Source organism: Salinicoccus sediminis (assembly GCF_000986795.1).
Classification (GTDB): Bacteria; Bacillota; Bacilli; order Staphylococcales; family Salinicoccaceae; genus Salinicoccus; species Salinicoccus sediminis.
On sequence record NZ_LAYZ01000026.1, the window covers coordinates 44020 to 65686 of the forward strand.

General features: G+C 50.5%; 21 protein-coding genes. 13 read left to right on the forward strand and 8 right to left on the reverse strand.

The annotated features are described in order from the left end of the window. Positions 1-4 precede the first annotated feature (4 nt). Complete coding sequence (locus WN59_RS12710; RefSeq protein ID WP_046580707.1) at positions 5-3013, forward strand: efflux RND transporter permease subunit; 3009 nt, start codon at positions 5-7, stop codon at positions 3011-3013. A gap of 105 nt (positions 3014-3118) precedes the next feature. On the opposite strand, the gene WN59_RS12715 is transcribed toward WN59_RS12710, so the two are convergent. Continuing rightward, the gene (locus tag WN59_RS12715; protein ID WP_046580709.1) at positions 3119-3973 is read right to left on the reverse strand and encodes a prephenate dehydratase; all 855 of its coding nucleotides are present in this window, start codon (positions 3971-3973) and stop codon (positions 3119-3121) included. 487 nt (positions 3974-4460) lie between these two features. Between WN59_RS12715 and WN59_RS12720 the strand changes: the two genes are divergently transcribed. After that, entirely contained in the window at positions 4461-5942 is a 1482-nt protein-coding gene (locus tag WN59_RS12720) for a Na+/H+ antiporter NhaC family protein (protein WP_082099316.1), read from the forward strand. A 65-nt stretch (positions 5943-6007) separates the two neighbouring features. On the opposite strand, the gene WN59_RS12725 is transcribed toward WN59_RS12720, so the two are convergent. Further along, the gene (locus tag WN59_RS12725) at positions 6008-7678 is read right to left on the reverse strand and encodes an ABC transporter ATP-binding protein (RefSeq protein ID WP_046580879.1); all 1671 of its coding nucleotides are present in this window, start codon (positions 7676-7678) and stop codon (positions 6008-6010) included. 200 nt (positions 7679-7878) lie between these two features. Between WN59_RS12725 and ddlA the strand changes: the two genes are divergently transcribed. From ddlA to WN59_RS12750, 5 genes are all read left to right on the forward strand, one after another. After that, on the forward strand, positions 7879-8940 hold the full coding sequence (gene ddlA / locus WN59_RS12730; RefSeq protein ID WP_046580713.1) for a D-alanine--D-alanine ligase: 1062 nt from the start codon (positions 7879-7881) through the stop codon (positions 8938-8940). A gap of 9 nt (positions 8941-8949) precedes the next feature. Further along, positions 8950-9402, forward strand: a complete 453-nt coding sequence (locus WN59_RS12735) for an 8-oxo-dGTP diphosphatase (protein ID WP_046580716.1) — start codon at positions 8950-8952, stop codon at positions 9400-9402. Positions 9403-9439: 37 nt separating this feature from the next. Beyond that, positions 9440-9952 (forward strand): GNAT family N-acetyltransferase, encoded by a 513-nt coding sequence (locus WN59_RS12740; protein WP_046580717.1) that lies wholly within the window; start codon positions 9440-9442, stop codon positions 9950-9952. 319 nt (positions 9953-10271) lie between these two features. After that, positions 10272-11495: a peptidase T gene (pepT, locus tag WN59_RS12745; RefSeq protein WP_046580719.1), complete on the forward strand. Its 1224-nt coding sequence runs from the start codon at positions 10272-10274 to the stop codon at positions 11493-11495. Between the two features lie 93 nt (positions 11496-11588). Further along, entirely contained in the window at positions 11589-12992 is a 1404-nt protein-coding gene (locus WN59_RS12750) for an MDR family MFS transporter (protein ID WP_046580721.1), read from the forward strand. A 43-nt stretch (positions 12993-13035) separates the two neighbouring features. Here WN59_RS12750 and WN59_RS12755 read toward each other — a convergent pair whose 3' ends face one another. Next, the gene (locus WN59_RS12755) at positions 13036-13539 is read right to left on the reverse strand and encodes a MarR family winged helix-turn-helix transcriptional regulator (protein ID WP_052747445.1); all 504 of its coding nucleotides are present in this window, start codon (positions 13537-13539) and stop codon (positions 13036-13038) included. A 37-nt stretch (positions 13540-13576) separates the two neighbouring features. Between WN59_RS12755 and WN59_RS12760 the strand changes: the two genes are divergently transcribed. Beyond that, on the forward strand, positions 13577-15001 hold the full coding sequence (locus WN59_RS12760; RefSeq protein ID WP_046580723.1) for a DHA2 family efflux MFS transporter permease subunit: 1425 nt from the start codon (positions 13577-13579) through the stop codon (positions 14999-15001). Positions 15002-15046: 45 nt separating this feature from the next. Here WN59_RS12760 and WN59_RS12765 read toward each other — a convergent pair whose 3' ends face one another. Both WN59_RS12765 and WN59_RS13780 read right to left on the reverse strand, forming a co-directional pair. Continuing rightward, entirely contained in the window at positions 15047-16510 is a 1464-nt protein-coding gene (locus WN59_RS12765; RefSeq protein WP_046580724.1) for a DHA2 family efflux MFS transporter permease subunit, read from the reverse strand. Between the two features lie 77 nt (positions 16511-16587). Next, positions 16588-16764 (reverse strand): hypothetical protein, encoded by a 177-nt coding sequence (locus WN59_RS13780; protein ID WP_197073425.1) that lies wholly within the window; start codon positions 16762-16764, stop codon positions 16588-16590. A 122-nt stretch (positions 16765-16886) separates the two neighbouring features. On the opposite strand from WN59_RS13780, the gene WN59_RS12770 reads away from it, so the two are divergent. Then, positions 16887-17342, forward strand: coding sequence for a DinB family protein (locus WN59_RS12770; RefSeq protein WP_046580726.1), 456 nt, complete (start codon positions 16887-16889; stop codon positions 17340-17342). Between the two features lie 63 nt (positions 17343-17405). On the opposite strand, the gene WN59_RS12775 is transcribed toward WN59_RS12770, so the two are convergent. After that, the gene (locus WN59_RS12775; protein ID WP_046580727.1) at positions 17406-18074 is read right to left on the reverse strand and encodes a type 1 glutamine amidotransferase domain-containing protein; all 669 of its coding nucleotides are present in this window, start codon (positions 18072-18074) and stop codon (positions 17406-17408) included. A gap of 112 nt (positions 18075-18186) precedes the next feature. Between WN59_RS12775 and WN59_RS12780 the strand changes: the two genes are divergently transcribed. From WN59_RS12780 to WN59_RS12790, 3 genes are all read left to right on the forward strand, one after another. Further along, positions 18187-18987, forward strand: a complete 801-nt coding sequence (locus WN59_RS12780; RefSeq protein WP_046580729.1) for a class I SAM-dependent methyltransferase — start codon at positions 18187-18189, stop codon at positions 18985-18987. A gap of 125 nt (positions 18988-19112) precedes the next feature. Then, entirely contained in the window at positions 19113-19751 is a 639-nt protein-coding gene (locus WN59_RS12785) for an FMN-dependent NADH-azoreductase (RefSeq protein ID WP_046580730.1), read from the forward strand. A 106-nt stretch (positions 19752-19857) separates the two neighbouring features. Further along, complete coding sequence (locus WN59_RS12790; RefSeq protein ID WP_052747446.1) at positions 19858-20292, forward strand: GNAT family N-acetyltransferase; 435 nt, start codon at positions 19858-19860, stop codon at positions 20290-20292. Between the two features lie 6 nt (positions 20293-20298). Here WN59_RS12790 and WN59_RS12795 read toward each other — a convergent pair whose 3' ends face one another. Next, on the reverse strand, positions 20299-20580 hold the full coding sequence (locus WN59_RS12795) for a hypothetical protein (protein ID WP_046580733.1): 282 nt from the start codon (positions 20578-20580) through the stop codon (positions 20299-20301). 382 nt (positions 20581-20962) lie between these two features. Here WN59_RS12795 and WN59_RS13675 point away from each other — a divergent pair, with 382 nt between their 5' ends. Next, the gene (locus tag WN59_RS13675) at positions 20963-21112 is read left to right on the forward strand and encodes a hypothetical protein (protein WP_156172448.1); all 150 of its coding nucleotides are present in this window, start codon (positions 20963-20965) and stop codon (positions 21110-21112) included. A 49-nt stretch (positions 21113-21161) separates the two neighbouring features. Here the strand turns inward: WN59_RS13675 and WN59_RS12800 are convergent, their stop codons facing one another. After that, the gene (locus WN59_RS12800; protein WP_046580734.1) at positions 21162-21557 is read right to left on the reverse strand and encodes a VOC family protein; all 396 of its coding nucleotides are present in this window, start codon (positions 21555-21557) and stop codon (positions 21162-21164) included. Positions 21558-21667 lie beyond the last annotated feature (110 nt).

Here is a 21667-nt window from a genome sequence, read left to right on the forward strand (position 1 = left end):
CTGGATGGAGAAGCTTTATGAAATACTGCTGACGAGAAGTCTGTTGTTCATCATACTGATATTCACATTGTCGGTTTTGGGCGTCTATACATTTTTGACGATCGAGCAGCGTGAAATTCCCGAGACCGAAGTCAACCTTGTCAATGTCACGACGGCATGGCCGGGGGCGGACAAGGCGGACGTGGAGACGAATGTCACGAATCTCATCGAATCGGAGATTTTCGGTGTGGAGGGGCTTGAGGATGTATCCTCGGTGTCTCAGGATGACGTGTCCGTCATCACACTTCAGCTTGCGGACGGCAGCAATCCGGATGATGTACTGAATGACGTCAACAACGTCGTGGCCGGACTCGGCGGCGACCTGCCGGAAAATGCTGCAGAACCGGAAGTGGAATCACTGAGCAACAACTTCCCGCTCCTAAGCTATCAGATCCACAGTGATGACAGGCAGAACCTGGACGGGGCAAGGAACGGCCTCGAGAAGCTGGAGCAGGAAGTATCACAGATGGACGGCGTCGACAGTGTCACGCTGAAAGGCTATGAAGACTATAAGTATGAGATCCAGCTGGACTGGGATGCCATGGCTGAAAACCAGCTGAACCCGAATGAAATCATGAATGAGATCGAACTGTCGCTGAATCCGGTAATACTCGGTCAGGACACGGAAGGCGATGAGACCATCCGCCTGTCATTCAAGGACCGGGAACCGGCCGAAGTCCTTGGGCAGGTGAGGGTCGGCGATGAAGACATACCTCTTGATGAGGTGGCTGAAGTTGCGGAAGTGCAGGATGTGCCTCGGGACATCGTGGAGTTTGAAGGGGCGCCGGCGGTTTCCTTCACTGTCTTCCTGGCACCGGGTGAAGATGTGCCTTCTGTGTCGGAAGAGGTCGAATCCGTCGTTGATGACGGATTTGGAGAACTCCCTGGAGATATAGCGGTGGATAACATCTCCTCCGAACGTGAGAATGTCGAAGATATATTCGTCGGACTCTATACATCACTCGCCATCGCACTGCTTGCAGTCATCGTCGGCACATCCCTCGGCCTGTCATGGTTCGGTTCCGTCACGGTGATGGTTACTGTGTTCCTGTCGGTGCTGATCGGGCTGGCGCCGATTCCGTGGATGGGTGTCGACCTCAACCAGATATCCGTCATCGGACTGATCATCGCACTCGGCATACTGGTCGATGACTCGATTGTGGTCAACGACAACATAGAGCGGCGGTTTGCGGTCGGGGACAGGCGGATGGACGCCGTCTACAACGGCGTGAAGGAAGTCGCCCCGTCTGTCATCGCCTCCACGCTTGCAATCGTCTTTACATTTTCACCGCTGCTGCTCCTGTCCGGAGCGAACGGTGACTTCATCAAGGCGCTGCCGAGCATACTGATATCGACGATGATCGTATCGACCGTGCTGGCACTGACATTCGTGCCGGCCGTCCGGTATCTGATCGTCAAAAAGAAGGTGCCGAAGCATCCCGGCCTGATCGGCAGGGCGTTCACATGGTGCAGTAATCTCTATGCGGACAGAATTCTGCCGAAGATCATAAAGCGTCCGCTGCTCGCATTTCTTGCGGTGCTCATCGTCGCTGTGCTTTCTGTCGGGCTGATCCGCTTCACGCCATTTGAATTTTTCCCCGAGGCGGACCGGTCGGAAGTGACCCTCGACCTGATATTCGATGAAGGTCAGACGATCGAAAAGACGCATGAAGACGCGCAGGAGTTACTGTCCTATCTGACTGAGGAGATGGATCATGTGGAATCCGCTTCGTTATTCACGGGGGAGGGGCTGCCGAACCTGTTCGGTGCGTCACTTGAGCAGTCAGGGCCGAACACGGCACAGATTGCGCTTGAGATAGATAAAGAAAAGATGAGTGCATCAGAAACCATCGATGAATATCAGAGCAGGGTCCGTGAGGAATTCCCGGAGGCCACGATATTCATGGAAACGATCATCCAGGGGCCGCCGGCAAGTGCGCCGGTTACGGTCGAACTGTTCGAGGAGGATCTGGACACGCTGAACAATGAAGTGGACGCACTTACCGAGTTGCTTGAATCTAAGGGGGCCATCGTCACTTCCAATATTGGCAGCCAGGTTCAGACCATGAATTACAGCATCGATTATGCGGCGCTTGAAGAGGAAGACGTGTCCGTCTCCCAGGTGAAGAATGAATTGAACATGATCTCAGAGGGCATTCCGATCCAGGAGATCATCATGGACGGGGATTCGAGAGAGACGAATCTCAAGTATTCGGATGAATACACGATATATAACGTGGACATCGTCAAGCCGGGTGAGGGTGCGCCCGAGACGTATCCGCTGTCTGATTTCGTCAACATCGAAGAGACAAAAGACACGCCTTCCATCCAGCACAGCAACGGGGACCGGACGGCCGAACTCCAGGTGTACGCGGATGACGAGGAAATGGTGAATCAGACCATCGCAGACTTCGAAAAGGGACTCGGCGGTACGACAGAACTTACAGTCGGCGGTGAGTCATCGGATCAGACCGACTTCTTCGTCGAGATCGGGATTTTATTCTCAGTGATACTGGTGCTTGTGTATCTGGTCATCGCCATAGAATTCAACTCCATCGTCATGCCGCTCATCACAGTGTTCAGTATCTTCCTGGCATTCAGCGGCGGCATCATCGGACTCTTCGTCACCCAGACACCAATCAGCTTCCTCGGCATCATGGGGATGGTGTCACTGTCCGGAATTGTCGTCCGGAACGCCGTCGTACTGATCGACTTCATCGAAGCCAGGCGCAGAGCAGGGGAATTCGATATCCATCAGGCGATCTTCGAAAGCGGCCGGGTAAGATTCAAACCGATCGCGCTGACAACATTCACCAGCATCATCGCACTCGTCCCCGTCGCGCTCTCCGGGGACGTGCTGTTCGAACCGCTCGCGGTGACTGTAATCGCAGGGCTCGCATTCTCGACAATACTGTCACTCATCGCGACACCGGCACTGTACTATCTTTACTACCGCCTAAGATACAGAAAATAGATGAAAGGATAAGCCCTCCCGGCCGGGAGGGCTTATTTTTGTAGGAGCGGGGCGAGGGTGCAGGGTGGTCAATCCGGAACAGGGAATAAGCCGGCGTGAGAGCGGCTACTCATTCGTAAGCATCTTTTCATACGATGGAATCTCGCCCTTCTGGTATGTCCCCAGCATATTGATATAGTTGCTCACATGCCGGACATCCTCCAATGCCTCGGCCAGCACGGAGTCTTCCCTGCCTTTTTCGACATCGATGAAGAATCCGTAGGAGAATGGCTTGTGCTGGATCGGGCGGGAGGTGAGGTTCAGCAGATTGATGCCGTGACGGCTGAAAATGTTCAGGATTTCGCTCAGCGAACCGGTGCTGTGATCGGATTCGATGTAGAGCGATGTTTTATTCGTCTCCGGCCGCGGGCCCTGCACACCCCTGCGGAAGAACAAAAACCGCGTGGTATTGAGTGGGTTGTCACTGATGTTTTCACGGATGACGGTCATATCATACAGAGCTGCGGCATGGCTGCCTGCGATTCCGGCGATGTGTGGGTCGCCGGTTTCTTTCACCATCTTCACCGCTTCAGCTGTGTCTGTATATTCCCGGACTTCTATGTTCGGATATTTGCTCAAATAGGAATAGCACTGTTCGAGTGCCTCAGGATGGGAATAGACGGTCGTGATATCGGATATTTCCGCGGCGGACTCCATGATCAGTGCGTGGTCGATTTTGATGTATACTTCCCGGACTGCGGAAACTTCCAGATATTTCATCAGATCGATGGTGCGGGTGATCGGACCGCTTGTGGAGTTTTCAACCGGCAGTGCAATGTAATCGAGCTCCCCGTCCATCATCGCCGAAACAAGGGTCCTGAAAGTGGGATAGCCTTTCATTTGATACTCTGTTCCGCCTGCAAACTTTCTGCATGCCAACTCGCTGTATGATCCTTCGACGCCCTGATATCCAATCAACATAAAAACCACTCCTCGAATATTGTGAAATAAAAAACCATCCGGACCCGCCTGCAGGAGGCACCCGAATGGTTAAAAAGGTGATGAAAAAATCCAGCCATTCAGATTGCTCCATGGCCGGATTTTGAAAATTTGCGTGTTCAAATCAGCCATCATAGATATATGCATGCCGCCTATATCCACGATGGAATATAGACGCTATCTAAAATCGCTGAAAAAGAAAGTATTCAATTGAGTCTGCATGTATGTGTTTGACATAAGTATCACTCAATTCAATTAAGATTGTAACAAATGATATCAGTACTTCATTTGAAAGTCAATGATTTTTATCGAATATTCAGGCAAATTGGTTCTGCCACTGATTTTACGCAAATCAGTTAAGTTAAAAACAGTTATTTATCTATTCGGTATATTCGGAAAATGTGATAGGGTAAAATGGGAAACGGTATCTTCAACTTTTGAGATGCCGTCAAAACAAGGGGGGAGAAAATTGAGTAACAACGAAGAATTGGATCGTGCTACAGGGGAGAGGAAGGTTGAGAAACTGGAGTTCCGGATGGGACCATTTGGGGCAGCGGTTCCTTTACTATTCTTTGTAGTATGGGCGATTACAATCAGTGTAATGCAATTGTCATCTGAAGTTGCGCTCGTTCTGGGTTCCGTGATGGGTGTGACCCTGGGGCTTCTTTTATGCAAAAGCAAATGGGAGGACTACGCACAGGGGCTGTTTGACGGCCTGGCACAGCCGATAGGTGTGATCGCCATGGTGGCATGGTTCTATGCCGGCATGTTCGCACAGATTCTGCAGGTCGGGGGACTGGTGGAAGGGCTGGTCTGGATCGGTTCGGTGACAGGCGTCGAAGGCGGCCTGTTCGTAGCGCTGACTTTCTTACTGGCATCAACATTCTCAACTGCTGTCGGTACGGGATACGGGACCACCGTTGCGTTCTGTACGCTGATGTATCCGGCGGGTGTCGCAGTGGGAGGAGACCCGACGTTCATGTTCGCCGCCATTCTGGCAGGTGCAGTATTCGGTGATAACCTGGCGCCGGTTTCCGATACGACAATCGTATCGGCTACGACACAGGAAGCGGATGTGCCGGGCGTCGTCCGCAGCCGTTTCAAATATTCGATTGCTGCAGCTGTACCGGCCGTCATCCTTTTTGCAGTATTCGGCGGTAACGGCTCGACGACGAGCCAGGCTTCTGCAGGATCCATAATGGAAACCGTGGGCCCGAGCGGACTGATCATGCTCGTGCCTTTCGCAATCGTCCTCATCCTTGCTTTATCCGGGCAGCATCTGCTGACATCGCTGACATGGGGGATCCTGGCGGCGATCGTATTGATACTGCTGATTGCGCCGGGGACACTCGGGGACATCATACGCTTCGATGCGGACTCCGATAATGTCGTACAGGGCGCGCTTGTGTCCGGGCTGACAGGGTATTTCAACATGGCAATACTCATCCTGCTGATTGTCGGGTCAGCCCATCTGATGCGTCTCGGCGGAACAATGGCCGCGATAACGAACGGACTGGTCAAATGGATCAGGAATTCCGTCCGGAGAGCAGAGCTTTCCATCTGGGCGATTGTTTCTTTACTCAACAGTTCCATAACAATCAATACGGCAGCAGAAATCGCGGCTGCGCCATTCGTGAAGGAAATCGGTGAGAAATATCAGATCCACCGCTACCGCCGTGCAAACATGCTGGATGCGGTGACTTCGGCCCTAGGCTATATTTTCCCGTGGGGTGCACCGGTTCTGCTTGGCTGGTCGACGATCCAGACGATAAAGGCAGACTCGTACGACTGGCTGCCTGTCGTAGAGCCGACGGCAGTATTCCCGTTTGTATTCCAGGGCTGGTTCCTCTTCATCATCATGCTCATTGCAGCACTTACAGGATGGGGCCTGCGCTATGAAGGGAAAAATGGTGAAGAATTGATGGAAAGACCTGATGAAAACGAAAGCTGATACAAAAAATCTCCGGCGTCACTTATCATGAAGTGATGCCGGAGATTTTTTATGTCGGACAGCGGTTACTGCACGCTGAACTGTGCCTCGTGAAGTCCTCTGTAGATGCCTTTTTCGATGGCAAGCAGTTCCTCATGGGTGCCGGTTTCAGTGATGCCGTCTGCCGTCACGACCATGATGCGGTCTGCGTTTTTGATCGTTGCGAGCCTGTGGGCAATGACGAGCGTCGTCCTGCCCTCGGCGAGGCGGTTCAATGCCTTCTGGATCTGCATCTCTGTTTCCGTATCGAGAGCGCTGGTTGCTTCATCCAGAATCAGTATCGGTGGATTTTTCAGGAACATCCGGGCAATTGCAATCCGCTGCTTCTGGCCGCCTGAAAGCTTGACCCCGCGTTCACCGACGACAGTATCGAGTCCATCTCGGTAGCTTTCAACGAGTTCAGTCAGCCGGGCTTTGCCCAGAGCTTCATGGATTTCCCGATCCGTCGCCTCGGGCTTGCCATATGCGACGTTGTCACGGAGCGTACCCGAGAACAAAAATACATCCTGCTGCACTGTGCCGATATTTTCCCTGAGTGAGGACAGTGTCAGGTCGCGGATGTCGGTGCCGTCGATTTTGATCATCCCGCCGTCTATATCGTAAAATCGGGGAAGGAGAGAACAGAGTGTCGTCTTACCGGCACCGCTCGGTCCGACTATGGCAATCGTTTCACCCGGGTTCACGGTAAGTGAAATGTCATCAAGTATCATCTTTTCTTCGTACCTGAAATTGACATTTTCATATGTGATATTCCCGCGGACATCTTTCAATTCAACCGCATTATCACGCTCTTTGACATCGGGTTCCTCGCGCATGATCTCCATGAAATGGTTGAATCCGGCGATGCCGTTCGGATACAGTTCGATGATTGCATTGATCTTCTCGAGCGGTTTGAAGAGCATGTTTGAAATCAGGACGAAAGCGACGAATTCCCCGTAGGTCAGCTCCCCGTTCATCACGAAATACGTGCCCGCAATCAGGATGAACACTGTCACCAGGCGCATGAGCATGTAGGTGGATGAATTGTTGAAGGACATGATCTTGTAGGCCTTGAGCTTCGTCTTCCTGAACGCCTCGTTGATTTCCTTGAATGCCCGGAGTTCGCGGTCTTCATTGGCGAATGCCTGTACGAGCCGGATGCCGCCGACCTTGTCCTCGATCATATGGTTGAAGTCAGAAACCCGTCCGAACAGCTCCCTGAATGCGACTGTCATCTTCTTATTGAAATATATGGCGATGATGAGTATGACGGGAACGATGATGAATGAAATCACCGCAAGCTCGGCATTGATCGACAGCATTATGCCGAAGGCGCCGAGCAGTGTCATTACAGCGATGAACAGGTCTTCGGGGCCGTGGTGTGCCATCTCCCCGACGTTCATCAGGTCATTCGTCAGGCGTGTCAGCAGCCTGCCGGTCTTCGTATTGTCAAAAAAACGGTAGGACAGACGCTGGATGTGGCCGTACATTTCGTTTCTTATATCACGCTCGATGTTGGTGCCGAGCATGTGGCCCCAGTATGTAACGATGAACTGAAGCAGCGTGTTGAACAGGTAGATTGCCACAAGGCCGGCTGCTGCAAGGAGTATGAGCTGGACATTTTCACCGGGGAGCAGCTCGTCGATGAACAGGTTGACGATGAGCGGGAACGCGAGCTCGAGCAGGCCGACGATGACCGCACATGTGAAATCCAGCATGAACAGTGCTTTATATGGTGCATAATAGGAGAAGAATTTCTTCAAGGGTGACCCTCCTTTTATTTCGAAATATGAAATTTTAATCCATCAAAGATTATAGCATGGAAATGAAGGGCTGCGGGGGAAAATAAAAGAAACGGGAGGCGCTGTGTGATATTATAAAGTAAACAGAAACGGTCAGAATTTAGGAGTGGAATGATATGGCGAAATTGAACGTGGGAATACTCTACGGCGGACAGTCGACGGAGCATGAGGTGTCGATGCGTTCGGCAGAGAGTGTACTGGACGCCCTGGATAAGGATAAATATGATGTGAAGCTTGTACATATTTCAAAGAAAGGGGAGTGGCTGCTCAGCCACCAGTCCGAAGAGATCAGGAGTCTTGAAGCAGGTGACGGGGCAACAGGGCTGTCCATCATCCCGTCGAAACAGCTGTCATCGAAAAAAGGCGGGGAAGCCCTCGATGTCATCCTGCCGATTCTGCATGGTACCGCTGGGGAGGACGGCAGCGTGCAGGGACTGCTGGAGATGGCGGACATCCCGTATGTCGGCTGCAACGTGCGGAGTTCCGCCGTCTGCATGGACAAGGACATGACGAAAAAACTGCTGAAGCTTGAAGGCATAAAGGTGGCGGACTGGGTTTTATACAGACACGATGAAAAGGGCGGTGTGGACTACGGCACCGTTAAAAGGGAACTCGGCCTGCCGATGTTCGTGAAGCCCGTGAATCAGGGCTCTTCCGTCGGGGTTTCCAAAGTCACTGACGAAGAAAGCTTCTATGAAGCAGTGGCACTCGCATTTGAATTCGACACCAAGGTCATGGTCGAAAGTGCGGTGGAAGGCCGTGAAATCGAAGTGTCCGTCCTCGGCAACGCCCATCCCATTGTGTCAGTGCCCGGGGAAATCATTGCGAACACCGACTTTTACAGCTACGAGTCGAAATACATCGACGAGAACGGGGCGGCGCTGGAAATACCGGCGAAACTGGCGGAGGATACTAAACAGCGGATCCAAAAGACGGCACTTGATGCGTTCAGGATACTCGACTGCGAAGGCATGGCCCGGGTGGATGTCTTCCTGACGGAAACCGGTGAAGTCATCGTCAACGAAATCAATACACTGCCAGGTTTCACAAGCATCAGCATGTATCCGAAGCTGCTCGAAGCATCAGGTATCGGATATTCAGAACTCCTCGACCGGCTGATCGAACTCTCGCTTGAGCGGCATAACCGCGACCGCCAGCTGAAGACGGACATCATGTAGGTGGGGGATATGGCAGATTATGAAAGTGCGGTATTTACCAATATGTGTATGGTGTGTGACGGAAACAGGATCCTCGTGCAGGACCGGGTGAGCAGCAACTGGCCCGGCATCACTTTTCCGGGAGGCAAGGTTGAGGTGGGGGAGTCATTCGTTGAATCAGCCAGGCGGGAAGTTTATGAGGAAACGGGTCTTACTGTAAAATCTTTGAAGCTGTGTGGAACGAAACAGTTTCAGGACAAAAATGATGCAAGGTATGTCGTTTTATTCTACCGGACGGATGAGTTTGAAGGACAGCTTACTTCAAGTGATGAAGGAGAAGTGTTCTGGATTGATAAGAGCGAGCTTTTGGACTATGAGCTCGCCCGGGATTTCAAGGAGATGTTTGAAGTATTCGACTCCGAACTGCTGTCGGAGTTCTACTACTATGAAGAAGAAGGGGAAGTCAGGCTCAGATTGCTGTAGTAAGGTTATCCATCAAGATGTTGAGGGAGGAAGCACTATGTCATTTGAAATCAGAACTGCAGGTGTGTCGGATGCTGAAGATATTTCGAGAGTGCAGGTCGACAGCTGGCGTACGACTTATAAGGGGATAGTCAGCGATGATTATCTGTCCGCACTCGATTATAGAAAGCGCCAGGAAGTATGGGAATCGGTGGTTACACAGAATAATACGTTCCTGCTTATTGATGAGGAGGGCAGCACTGTCGGTTTTGCCGTCGGCGGTCCTGAACGCTCCGAGGAGCATATCGGATATGACGGGGAGCTTTACGCCATCTACCTTTATGAGGCGGTGCAGGGGACAGGAGGTGGACGCAGGCTGTTTGATGCGGTGGTCGCCGACCTCATCGAACGCGGTTTTGAAAGCATGATCATCATCGCGCTCGAAGACAACGATGCCTGCGGCTTCTACGAAAAGATGGGCGGCCGCGTCATCGCCAAGGAAGAAACGGATATCGGCGGCGACAGACTGACTGAACTCGTCTTCGGATGGAAAGATATCAAAAATATATAGATTGTTGCCTGAGCAGACCTTGCGGTCTGCTTTTTTGAGTTGTGGGGAGCCTATGCCATCAAAAAGGTGTCATGGCACAGGATGAGTCGGAAAAATCTCCATTTGGACAAGATTCTAGCCAAAATGGCCGCTCCAGATTAAATGACGAGGCCGCCTTTTTGCAGTTTCAGAAGCAGATCGGGTTTTTCTTCGGATAGTTCCATGTAATCTCCTCCGATCATCAGTTGCCTTTATTCTACCATCGGTGTGTGCCAATCGATAAATTTCCGCTCATTCGTATGGTAGAATATAACTAAAATGATTCTTGGGGGAATGGGATATGAAAGACAAACTTATTGAACGCCTGACGAGATACGTAAAAATAGACACGCAATCGGATGCAGCAAGTCACACGACACCGTCCACTGACAAGCAGTGGGACCTGATCAGGCTGCTCGAACAGGAGCTTAAGGACATCGGTATGGCCGATGTGGAAACAGATGACAAAGGATATCTCATGGCGACATTGCCGGCGAATGTCGAAGGTGCGCCGGTCGTCGGCTTCCTCGCACACGTGGATACGTCGACTGATTTCACAGGCGCCGGCGTCAACCCGCAGATCATCGAGTACGCGGGCGGGGACATCATTTTGAACAGGGAGGAGAATGTCGTACTGTCGCCGAACCAGTTTCCTGAACTGGAAAAATACGTAGGCCATACGCTGATGACAACAGACGGCACGACACTCCTTGGGGCGGATAATAAAGCCGGCATCGCCGAAATCATGACGGCGATGGAATACCTGATAAATAATGATGATATAAAGCACGGCAGGATACGTGTGGCATTCACGCCGGATGAAGAGATCGGACGCGGGCCGCATCACTTCGACGTCGACCACTTCGGTGCCGATTTTGCCTATACCGTGGACGGCGGCCCGGAAGGTGAGCTCCAGTACGAGAGTTTCAACGCCGCAAGTGCGCATGTGACATTCACCGGCAACAGTGTGCATCCGGGGACAGCCAGGGACAAGATGGTGAATGCGGGCCGTATGGCGTCCGAATTCGTCACGATGTTCGATGCAGATGAGACGCCGGAGCACACAGAGGGTTATGAAGGATTCATCCATCTGACGCGGATGGGCGGAGATGTTGAAAAGATGAAGGCGGAATTCATCATCCGCGACTTCGACAAAGGGAAATTCGAAGCCCGCAAACGTCTGATGGAGGCGAACGTCGCGGAGATAGGTAAAAAATACGGTGAAGAACGTGTCGCGCTTGAAATGCACGACCAGTACTATAATATGAAGGATAAGATTGAACCGGTGATGGAAATCGTCGATTATGCAGAACAGGCGATGCGGAATCTGGACATAGAGCCTGTCATCCAGCCGGTCAGGGGTGGAACCGACGGCTCCCAGCTGTCGTATAAGGGGCTTCCGACACCGAACCTGTTCACAGGCGGGGAGAACTTCCACGGCAAATTTGAATACGCCTCGGTCGATGTGATGGAAAAAGCAGTGAAGGTCATCGCGGAAATCAGCAGGCTCGCCAAAGACAGATGATATTTGTAAGCGTCCCGTTTCCGGGGACGCTTACACTCTTATATGCAGGAAGATCAGAGACGTACTTTTTCGATAATGAAAGCAGGAAATCTTATGACCCAACATGTACAGGAAATGGAAGAACAAAAAGAGATAAAGAAGCTGCCGCTGATGCTGGTCCTCCTGTCGGGTGCATTCGCCGCAATTTTGAATCAGACGCTGCTCGCAACAGCGATCCCGCATATCATGGCGGATCTCGATCTGGAAGCGGACGTGGCCCAGTGGCTGCAGTCCGTCTTCATGCTGGTCAACGGCATCATGATCCCCGTCACGGCATTCCTCATCGGAAAATTTACGACGAGAAGGCTTTTCTTCACAGCGCTCACACTGTTCGGAATCGGTACTCTGGTCTGCGGCACCGCACCGAACTTCACGATACTCATGCTCGGCAGAATACTCCAGGCTTCAGGCGCGGGCATCATCATGCCGTTGATGCAGACGATCCTGTTCCTGGTCTATCCGCGGGAGAAGCGGGGGACGGCGATGGGCTTCTTCGGGCTGGTCATCAGCTTTGCCCCGGCCATCGGGCCGACGCTGTCCGGCTGGTTTGTTGAAATCTATCCGTGGCGCGGTCTGTTCTACATCATACTGCCAATTGTCGTCATCGACCTCATCGTCGCGTATTTCATACTCAGGAATGTCACCGAGCAGACGAATCCAAAGCTCGATGTCACTTCGATCATCCTGTCGACACTCGGCTTCGGCGGACTGCTCTATGGATTCAGTGTCGCAGGCAGCGGCTGGCTGAACGCGACGGTCATTACGTCACTTGCTGTCGGAGCTGTGACACTGACTTTGTTCATCAGAAGGCAGTTCAGGCTCAAACAGCCGATACTTGAATTCAGGGTGTTCAAAGATCCGATATTCACCCTTGCCACAATCATCGGCATGGTGGCGTTCATGACGATGATCGGCGGTGCCATCATACTGCCGATCCTGATGCAGAACATGCTCGGCTTCACCGCATTCGAGTCCGGGTTGATGATGCTGCCGGGTGCACTTCTCATGGGCATCATGAGTCCCGTCACCGGCCGGATGTTCGATAAATTCGGCGCCAGGTGGCTGGTGATACCGGGGCTTGGCATCGTCACTGTGACCACCTTCATGTTTGCGGTGCTCGATACAGAAACGACATTCACATATCTTACGGTGGTCAATGCAGTCCGCATGCTCGGCATATCGATGGTGATGATGCCGTCCACCACCGCCGGGCTGAACCAGCTGTCGGACAGGCTGGTGCCGCACGGCACCGCGATGAACAACACGATGCGCCAGGTGGCCGGCGCCGTCGGAACGGCACTTTTCGTGTCGGTCATGACTATCGCGATGATCCCGGGGGAGGGGGCCGCCGGCATGATCCACGGTGTGAACATGTCATTCATACTCACCGGCATCTTTTCACTCGCCGGTTTCATCCTCGCATTCAGACTGCGCAAACCGGCAGAGCAGAAGCATTAGACAAAAAAGAGCAGCATCCCGCACAGGGGTGCTGCTTTTGTCATCAGTCCGACTCGATCAGACTGTTGAATTTTTTCAGCAGTCGGGCAAATTCCTCAATTTCCCCTTCATTCCACTGATCAATCATTTTGCGGAACCGCTCCTCGCGGCTTTCGCGGTTGCTTTCGAGCACTTCCTGCCCTTTATCCGTCATCTCGTACTTATAGGACCGTTTGTCCGTTTCAGATGGTGTCTTTTTCAAAAATTCCTTTTTGAGCAGATCTCCGGCCTGTCTGCTGACAGTGGAGATATCCAGGTGCAGCCGGTCTGCCATATCCTTTACACCCATCGGTCCCTTGTCGGCCAGCATGAGCATGATGAAATAGCTGGCCCGCTGGAGTTTCTGCTTTTCATCTATGTCGGGGGACCGGTGGCGGAGCCGCCGCACCATCATGGCGATTTCAAGTTCCAGTTTTTCCAGCGATCTATCATTGACCATGTGCAGATCACACTGCCTTTCAAATTTCGGGTTGTTTTCATTGACATCGAATATAGTTGTATAATACAATCATTTTTGTTCTATGTCTAGGAAAGAAGGAAATTTTATGTCTCCACAACTTGAAAGTAAAGGCCAATTGTCCAATAAAGGCCGTCTCACGCTGATGGCTGTGCTCCTGTCAGGCGCATTTGCCGCGATACTCAATCAGACGCTGCTGGCCACAGCAATCCCGCACATCATGGCGGATCTTGATCTGGAAGCGGACGTGGCCCAGTGGCTGCAGTCCGTCTTCATGCTGGTCAATGGCATTATGATACCTGTCACAGCATTTCTGATAAGTAAATTCTCGACCCGCGCGCTGTTCTTTACGGCGCTGTCTTTGTTCGGCATCGGGACTCTGGCATGCGGCATATCGCCGAACTTCCCGGTCCTCATGGCAGGAAGGGTGCTGCAGGCGGCGGGCGCCGGCATCATCATGCCGCTGATGCAGACGATCCTGTTCCTCGTCTATCCGCGGGATCAGCGGGGCAAGGCGATGGGCATGTTCGGTCTCGTCATCAGCTTTGCCCCGGCCATCGGTCCGACGCTGTCAGGGTGGTTCATCGACATCTATCCGTGGCGCGGGCTCTTCTATATGCTTATTCCGATCGTCATCATCGATCTGATCATCGCCTACTTCATCTTAAGGAATGTCACTGAACAGACGAATCCGAAGCTCGATGTGATGTCCATCATCCTGTCGACACTCGGCTTCGGCGGGCTGCTCTACGGATTCAGTGTCGCCGGCAACAGCGGCTGGCTGAGCCCGGCAGTCATCATATCGCTCATCATCGGTGCAGTGACGCTGTTCATCTTCATCAGGCGTCAGAACAGCCTGGAAGAGCCGATATTGGAATTTGCAGTGTTCAAGGATAGGATTTTCACATTGACGACCGCACTCGGCATGATCGTCTTCATGGCTATGATCGGCGGGGCGGTCATCCTGCCGATACTGATGCAGAACATGCTCGGGTTCTCGGCAATGGCATCGGGCATGATGCTCTTCCCGGGTGCGATCATCATGGGAGTGATGAGCCCGATTACCGGCCGGCTCTTCGATAAATACGGCGCAAGGTGGCTTGCCATCATCGGTCTCGGCATCGTCGCGGTAACTTCCCTGATGTTTACAACCCTGGATACTGAAACGACATTCACGTATCTTGCCGTAGTCAACGCCTTCAGGATGCTCGGCGTGTCCATGGTCATGATGCCGGTGACGACCGCCGGACTGAACCAGATGACTAAAAAACTGGTGCCGCACGGCACCGCGATGAACAATACGATGCGCCAGGTTGCCGGTGCCGTGGGAACCGCGCTGCTTGTCTCCATCATGACTAATACGATGATTCCGGAGCAGGGCGCCGAAGGTATGATCCATGGGGTGAACATTTCATTCATGTTCGCCGGAGGTCTTGCCCTGATCGGATTTTTCCTTGCCTTCAGACTTAAAAATCCGGACATCACTGAATATGATGAAGCATATGACAATTAAATGAAAGGGACGGCGGAGCATATCAGTGCTCCGCCGTCCTTTTTTTCATTCGTCCGATTCGATTGGTCTTGCCTTGGTCATGTCGTTGCCGATGACTTCGTCGGATGTCACGCGTTTCAGGAAGAAGGCGAGCATCAGCGCCACAGCGAGCAGCAGGGTAGCAATGAGGAAGGCGAAGTTGATGCCGTCGAGCATTGCCTGGTTCACAGCGGTGGTATCCGACGGTGCAACACTAGAGAGTTTCTGGTTCATCCTGTTCTGCATTACAGTGATCAGCAGTGCGGTTCCGATAGCACCTGAAACCTGGTTGAGCATGCTGTTGATGGATGAGCCGTGAGGCGTGAGTTCAGGTGTCAGCTGGTTCATGCCGTTGGTCATGACCGGCGTCATCACTAGTGTCATACCGAACGCCCTGATGGAGTAGAGTATGATCAGGAAGGTATAGCTGGTATCCACTTCAAGCTGGCTGAAGAAGAATGTTGTTGTAACGGTCAGCACCAGCCCGGTGATCGCCAGTACCTTCGGGCCGAACATATCGAACAGCCGGCCGGAGACGGGGCTCATGAACCCCATGATCAGTGCACCGGGCAGCAACAGGACCCCTGTCTCCAGCGGTGAAATCCCCTGGATGTCCTGCAGGTATATCGGCATGAGGATCATCCCTGAGAAGAGCGCCATGTTCATTGTGCCGATAAGCAGCGAGGCGAGCATGAACATCGGGAATTTGTATACTTTGAAGTCGAGCATCGGTTTGTCCATCCGGGTCTGCTTCCTTATGTAGAAGAAGACCGCGACAAAACCGACAAGGAGCGCGATCAGTACATCGGCACGCATCCAGCCGCTGTTGCCGGCGGCACTGAATCCGTAGAGGATGCCTCCGAAACCGAGTGTCGACAGGATGACGGACGGGATATCCAGTTTCGTAGTGTAATGGGTGTCCGTCTCGGGCAGCTTGAACCATCCGATGGACAGTACGACAAGGAGTATGGGCACCATCATGAAGAAAAGCATATGCCATGAATAGTGCTGGACGACAAACCCTGAGAGTGTGGGGCCGATGGCCGGTGCGAAGAACATCACCAGGCTGAACAGGCCCATTGCGGTTCCCCGCTGCGCCGGCGGGAAGCTCGTGATCATCACGTTCATCAAGAGCGGCATGAGGATCGCGGAACCGGATGCCTGGATCATACGTCCCAAAAGCAGGACGGGGAAAACCGGGGAAAAACCCGCGACCATGGTGCCGGTCAGGAACAGGACCATCGCCGCGATGAAAAGCTTCCTGGCGCTGAACCTCTGCATGAGGAAGGCGGTGGTCGGAATGACGATACCGCTTACAAGCATGTAGGCGGTGGATACCCACTGTACAGTGGAGGTGGATATATCGAAATCATTCTTTATGGACGGAAGTGCAACATTCAGGAATGTATTTGACAGAAGTGCGACGAAAGCGCCGGACAGCAGGATGACTATCAGTCTGTAATCCGGCCTGTTATTAATGTTTGTTTCCATAGTATTACCCCTGTTTCTGAAATCAGTACTATACTATTATATTCCGATTTCCGAAATAAGCAAGTGTTTTATCCTGGTTATGGTCCCATCCTGTTATCTATCTGTATATATATGAAGAAACCGATCGTAATGCCCAAAAGCAGAGCAATTGGGATTGAATAGACCGAAAGAGCGGGGATGAATGTGGCAATCAGCCAGTAGATGGCAATGGTGATGATTCCCATGAGAATGAGATTGAGAAGAAATCTGGTCATGAATGAAGCCTCCTATCGAATATTTTCAAGCCCACATTATACTTAATGCCCTGAATAAGCAACCGAAAAACAGGGTATGGATACTATGGATAAGGAATTCAAATTTGAAAGGAGTTTTATCAGTGGCGAAAGAAACACTATTATTCCAGGTGAAAACATCCAGAGAGTGGATATTGGAAACGTTTGATAAAGTATCGGTGGAAGATATGACTAAGATTCCGGAAGGATTCAAGAACAATATCCACTGGCAGCTGGGCCACGTGGCGGGCATGATGGAACTGCCGACTGCAGCGCTCACAGATTCCAAGCCGGATGACGGCAAAAGGTTCCAGAAATATTTCGGATACGGCACAAGTCCGGATGATTTCGATGATGAAACACCTTCAATCGACGAGATTAAGGCGTTGCTCGAAGGCCAGGTCCCGCGGCTTGAAGATATTACAGAAGAAAGCCTGGATGAAGACCTCCCGCGTGAATTCATGGGCATGACGAAAAGATATGAACAGCTGTCATTCATGATAATCCATGAAGCACTTCATGCAGGGAAAATACAGGAAATGTCAAAACTCATCAAATAACAAAAAACACAGAACATCGTACCGATGTTCTGTGTTTTTATATCTTCAAATGTTATATAATCTTTAAGTGAGCTGATTGACGATTGCCTGTGCAGCGTCTGCAGCAGAAGCGGGATTCTGGCCGGTGACGAAGTTCCTGTCTTTGACGACATTACTCTCCATCTCACCGCCGACAACAAAACCGGCGCCATGGGACTCAAGCTTTGTCTGGAGCGCAAAAGGCATGTCATCCATGAGATTCATGGACTGTTCTTCTGTATTTGTAAAGCCGGTGATTTTGACGCCGTCCACGACATAGCTGCCGTCTTTCGTCTTTAGATCAGCAAAAGCGGCGGGGCCGTGGCAGACGGCACCGATTGTCCTGCCGTCATCCTTGAAGAATGCAGTGATATTCTGGATTTCCGGATTGCCGGGGAAATCGTACATTGCCCCGTGGCCGCCCGCAAAGAATATTGCATCGTAGCCTTCATAGACGACATCTTTCAGACTCTGCGTGTTCTGGAGCAGACGGATGACATCATTGAACTTTTCATCATCCTGGCCATTTGAAAGGGAAGCGGGATCAATCGGGACTTCGCCGCCTTTCGGTGATGCGATGTCCACTTTCAGTCCTGCGCCCTGGAAGATTTGATACGGCTCTGCAGCTTCGCTCAGCCACACACCTGTCGGTCTGTCTTTGTCGTTGTTGATTGTTCCGTGGTTCGTTGCGATAATAAGTACAGATTTACTCATATTGATATCAACTCTCCTTTACATCTGTTTTACCCACAACAGATATAAAGTAATCTAATCAAATTCCAATCAGGAATCAAAGGCGTAAATTTCATTGAATGGAGTGTTCGGAATGAAAACAGTAGACTTCGGAAGCGTAGCGGAAGAATATTTGAAATACAGGGATGATATACCTGAAAGTCTGTTGGAAGGGCTGGAGAAGAGGGGCGTGGAGATCAGCGGCAGCAAAGTGGTCGACCTCGGTGCGGGACCGGGGCTCCTGAGCAAGATGCTCAGCAACCGGGGCGCAATCGTCGATGCAGTGGAACCGTCCGAAAAACTGGTTGAAACCGGGAGGGAATTCGTGGGGGATGATCCCCGCATAAAATTCAGGCAGAAGTATGCCGAAGACACGGGTCTGAAGGCGGACACATACGACATCGTCACCGTCATGCGTGCATGGCACTGGTTTGACACAGAAGAAGTGCTCAAGGAAATCAAACGGATCCTGAAACCGGGGGGGCATCTGATTGTCATGGACTCGGGGTTCACATCCGGCGTGAAAATAGTGAAAAAATCCCTGAAGATCATCAAGAACAACGCAAGCGACAAACAGCTCAAGAAAGCCGGTGCAAAAGAGGATGCCACCCAGATGATCAACAGTTTCCCTGTCGAATGGTTCGACGAATGGAAATATTCCCGATTCGATCTGCAGGAACTGTATAAGATGGATTACGAAGTCAAATTCACAAATGAAGAATGGCTGGGCCGCCTTGCTACAGTCTCCTGGCTTGCAGCGTTCAAAGAGAAGAAGCGCAAACGGACACTCGGGGAGATTGATGAGTACATCAAGGAGAACTTCTCGAAGGATACACATAAAATCCCTCATGTGCTGAGCATCGCCATTCTTGAAAACAGGAATAAGAAGAAATAGTCAGTCCAAAGTATGATTATGGAAACTTCCTTCAAAAAGCGTGGTTAAACATTTACAATTAACTTACTTTTCGTTATCATATATTTTGTGTGTTAAAAGATGATGACTTTTGGAGGAACATATTAATGACAAACGTACTCGTGGTTAAAGCGAACAATCGTCCCGACGGGATTTCAACCAAAATGTATGATGCGTACATGGAAACGATCAGAAAAAGTGACAAAATGAACGTCGAAGTATATGACACTTTCACAGAAGATATGCCGTATATCGGCCAGGAGCTTTTCAGCGCCTTCGGCAAGCTTCAAAACGAAGAAGCTCTGAATGAGGATGAACAGCGTCTGATGGATGCGAAGCAGAAGGCAATGGATACTTTTGAAAAAGCGGATGTACTCGTATTTGCATTCCCGCTGTGGAATCTGACCATCCCGGCACGTCTGCAGACATTCATCGATTACGTGTATGCTGCAGGGTTCACTTTCAAATACAATGCTGACGGTTCCATGGCACAGCTGATGGCCGACAAGAAAGTCGTACTGCTGAATGCACGCGGCGGAGTATACAGCGCACCTGAAGCTGCAGGCATGGATATGTCCATGAACTACATGAAGAATGTGTTCGGCGGCATATTCGGCATGGACATCATTGATGAAATCGTCATTGAGGGCCATAATGCAATGCCTCAGGATGCGGCACGGATCATCGAAGAAGGCCTTGAAAGCGTCCGTGAATCAGCAAGGGAACTGAACAGCGAGTTTGCATAAAACTTTAATATGGAAGTATTTTTTCTGAAATGAGCCCGGCACAACGGTGTGCCGGGTATTTTTATGATAATATTTTGGTAATACATTTCCTGGGGGAGGGACAATGATGTGGCATTTCAGAGAATTTGAAGACCTTGATATACATACACTTGAAGAAATATACAGATTGAGGGTTGCTGTATTCATAGTGGAACAGGAGTGCGCCTATCAGGAAATAGACGGGAAGGATGAATCTTCACTCCATCTTTATAAAACTGATGCGTCGGAAATCACCGCCTATCTGCGGATCATCCGGGAAGAGCCTGTTTCAATCGGCAGGGTGATTGTCCGAAGTGACAGACGGGGAACCGGACTCGGCCGGGAGCTGATGGTGCAGGCGATGGAATATGTGGATGCGCATCACTCCGGAGAACTGATATATTTGCACGGCCAGGCCCACCTTAGGGAATACTATGAGTCATTCGGCTTTAGGGCGGTGTCTGAGAGGCATCTCGAGGATAATATACCGCATTACCATATGGAATATAAAAAAGGGGAGTGAATTTGTTCACTCCTCTTTATCAGTCCTTGTCTCTTCTATGAGCCAGGGACTTTCTTTATCTTTCTGTTTCGATTCAAGAAGCTTTTTGTTCTCCTCTTTGATCCGTTCAAGCTCTGATTTCATATGCTGGTTTTCGAGCAGGAAATTCTCCTGCTTCAAGCGTTCGAGTTCCAGCTGCTTGTCTACGGCCTCCACCTTGATCTTTTCCATCTTCCTCAAGTGCTTCAAATACTCACTTCCGAAGCCGCCGATCGAAGCGAAAATCACTATGGCCACTATCCACCACATAAAATGATCCCTCCCCGTGTGAAGAATACCTAATCTCATTTTAACACTTTATGCCATTAAAGGATAAAAAGTTTTAAGTTCAGTATTGAACTGATTTCAGGTGCTGAAAATGATTATGCAGAAGTAATTTGTGAAAACGGAAACATCGGGCATAATGATGCAAATATGAGTATTTTAAATCTCAACTGAAGTAACCAATGAAATTTTAAATAAATAACTACAATAAAATAATGAATTATTTAAAAATTATCAATATATTTACTTTGGTAAAATGTTCACATAATCATTGATGAGATATTGGTATAATGGTATTATGTAACTGTAGACAAACGGTAATAATGATATTTATATAAGTATAAATTACAAAACAGGAGGGAACAAAATGTTCTCAACAGATCGTATTTCTGCAGACCTTCGCATGGAAGAGTACAAAAGGATTGCTGAAAGCTACAGCCACATTTCCCAAAACAAGAAAGATGTTAAAGCGAAAAAATCTTTCTTCGGCAGAATCTTTAACAGAAAGACTGCATGAATGAACTGAAAAATGCCGCCCCTGACAAGAAGAGGGGCGGCATTTTTATCTATCTGGAAAAGTTCAACTGCCAGGAAACACCGAATTGGTCCTGAATCCAGCCGAAGCTGTCGGAAAAACCGTATTCGTCCAGAGGCATCAGAATGGCCCCTTTTTTCTTGAGCTTCCGGTAATAGTTTTCGATTTCCATCATCGATCTGCATTCTATGAAGAAAGACATGCTTGGTGTAAATGTGAATTCATGAGGGACATTGCTGTCCATCATCATGATGAGCTGGTCGTGGATGCGGATTACCCCCTGCATGATCTTACCTTCCATTTCAGGGGTGTCTTCACCATACTTGTTTACATAGCGGATTTCCGCATCCTTGAAAACCTCCATATAATAATTCATCGCTTCCTCTGCACGGCCTTCGAACATCAGAAAGGGTGTCATTGACTTCATATTCATCCTCCTATCTGCATTGTCCAATTATACCAGAATGCCTTAATCACTATCATTCAATATATGGATGCGAGTATAAAATTACCGGATCCCTGTGTCAGGATCCGGCA

Coding starts and splice junctions, on each gene's coding strand:
- WN59_RS12710 (WP_046580707.1), top strand. CDS start 5: ATGGAGAAGCTTTATGAAATACTGCTGACGAGAAGTCTGTTGTTCATC.
- ddlA (WP_046580713.1), top strand. CDS start 7,879: ATGGCGAAATTGAACGTGGGAATACTCTACGGCGGACAGTCGACGGAG.
- WN59_RS13675 (WP_156172448.1), top strand. CDS start 20,963: ATGTTCTCAACAGATCGTATTTCTGCAGACCTTCGCATGGAAGAGTAC.
- WN59_RS12725 (WP_046580879.1), bottom strand. CDS start 7,678: ATGCTGGATTTCACATGTGCGGTCATCGTCGGCCTGCTCGAGCTCGCG.
- WN59_RS12750 (WP_046580721.1), top strand. CDS start 11,589: ATGACCCAACATGTACAGGAAATGGAAGAACAAAAAGAGATAAAGAAG.
- WN59_RS12800 (WP_046580734.1), bottom strand. CDS start 21,557: ATGAAGTCAATGACACCCTTTCTGATGTTCGAAGGCCGTGCAGAGGAA.
- WN59_RS12790 (WP_052747446.1), top strand. CDS start 19,858: ATGTGGCATTTCAGAGAATTTGAAGACCTTGATATACATACACTTGAA.
- WN59_RS12715 (WP_046580709.1), bottom strand. CDS start 3,973: ATGTTGATTGGATATCAGGGCGTCGAAGGATCATACAGCGAGTTGGCA.
- WN59_RS12735 (WP_046580716.1), top strand. CDS start 8,950: ATGGCAGATTATGAAAGTGCGGTATTTACCAATATGTGTATGGTGTGT.
- pepT (WP_046580719.1), top strand. CDS start 10,272: ATGAAAGACAAACTTATTGAACGCCTGACGAGATACGTAAAAATAGAC.
- WN59_RS12740 (WP_046580717.1), top strand. CDS start 9,440: ATGTCATTTGAAATCAGAACTGCAGGTGTGTCGGATGCTGAAGATATT.
- WN59_RS12795 (WP_046580733.1), bottom strand. CDS start 20,580: ATGTGGTGGATAGTGGCCATAGTGATTTTCGCTTCGATCGGCGGCTTC.
- WN59_RS12785 (WP_046580730.1), top strand. CDS start 19,113: ATGACAAACGTACTCGTGGTTAAAGCGAACAATCGTCCCGACGGGATT.
- WN59_RS12765 (WP_046580724.1), bottom strand. CDS start 16,510: ATGGAAACAAACATTAATAACAGGCCGGATTACAGACTGATAGTCATC.
- WN59_RS12780 (WP_046580729.1), top strand. CDS start 18,187: ATGAAAACAGTAGACTTCGGAAGCGTAGCGGAAGAATATTTGAAATAC.
- WN59_RS12760 (WP_046580723.1), top strand. CDS start 13,577: ATGTCTCCACAACTTGAAAGTAAAGGCCAATTGTCCAATAAAGGCCGT.
- WN59_RS12775 (WP_046580727.1), bottom strand. CDS start 18,074: ATGAGTAAATCTGTACTTATTATCGCAACGAACCACGGAACAATCAAC.
- WN59_RS13780 (WP_197073425.1), bottom strand. CDS start 16,764: ATGACCAGATTTCTTCTCAATCTCATTCTCATGGGAATCATCACCATT.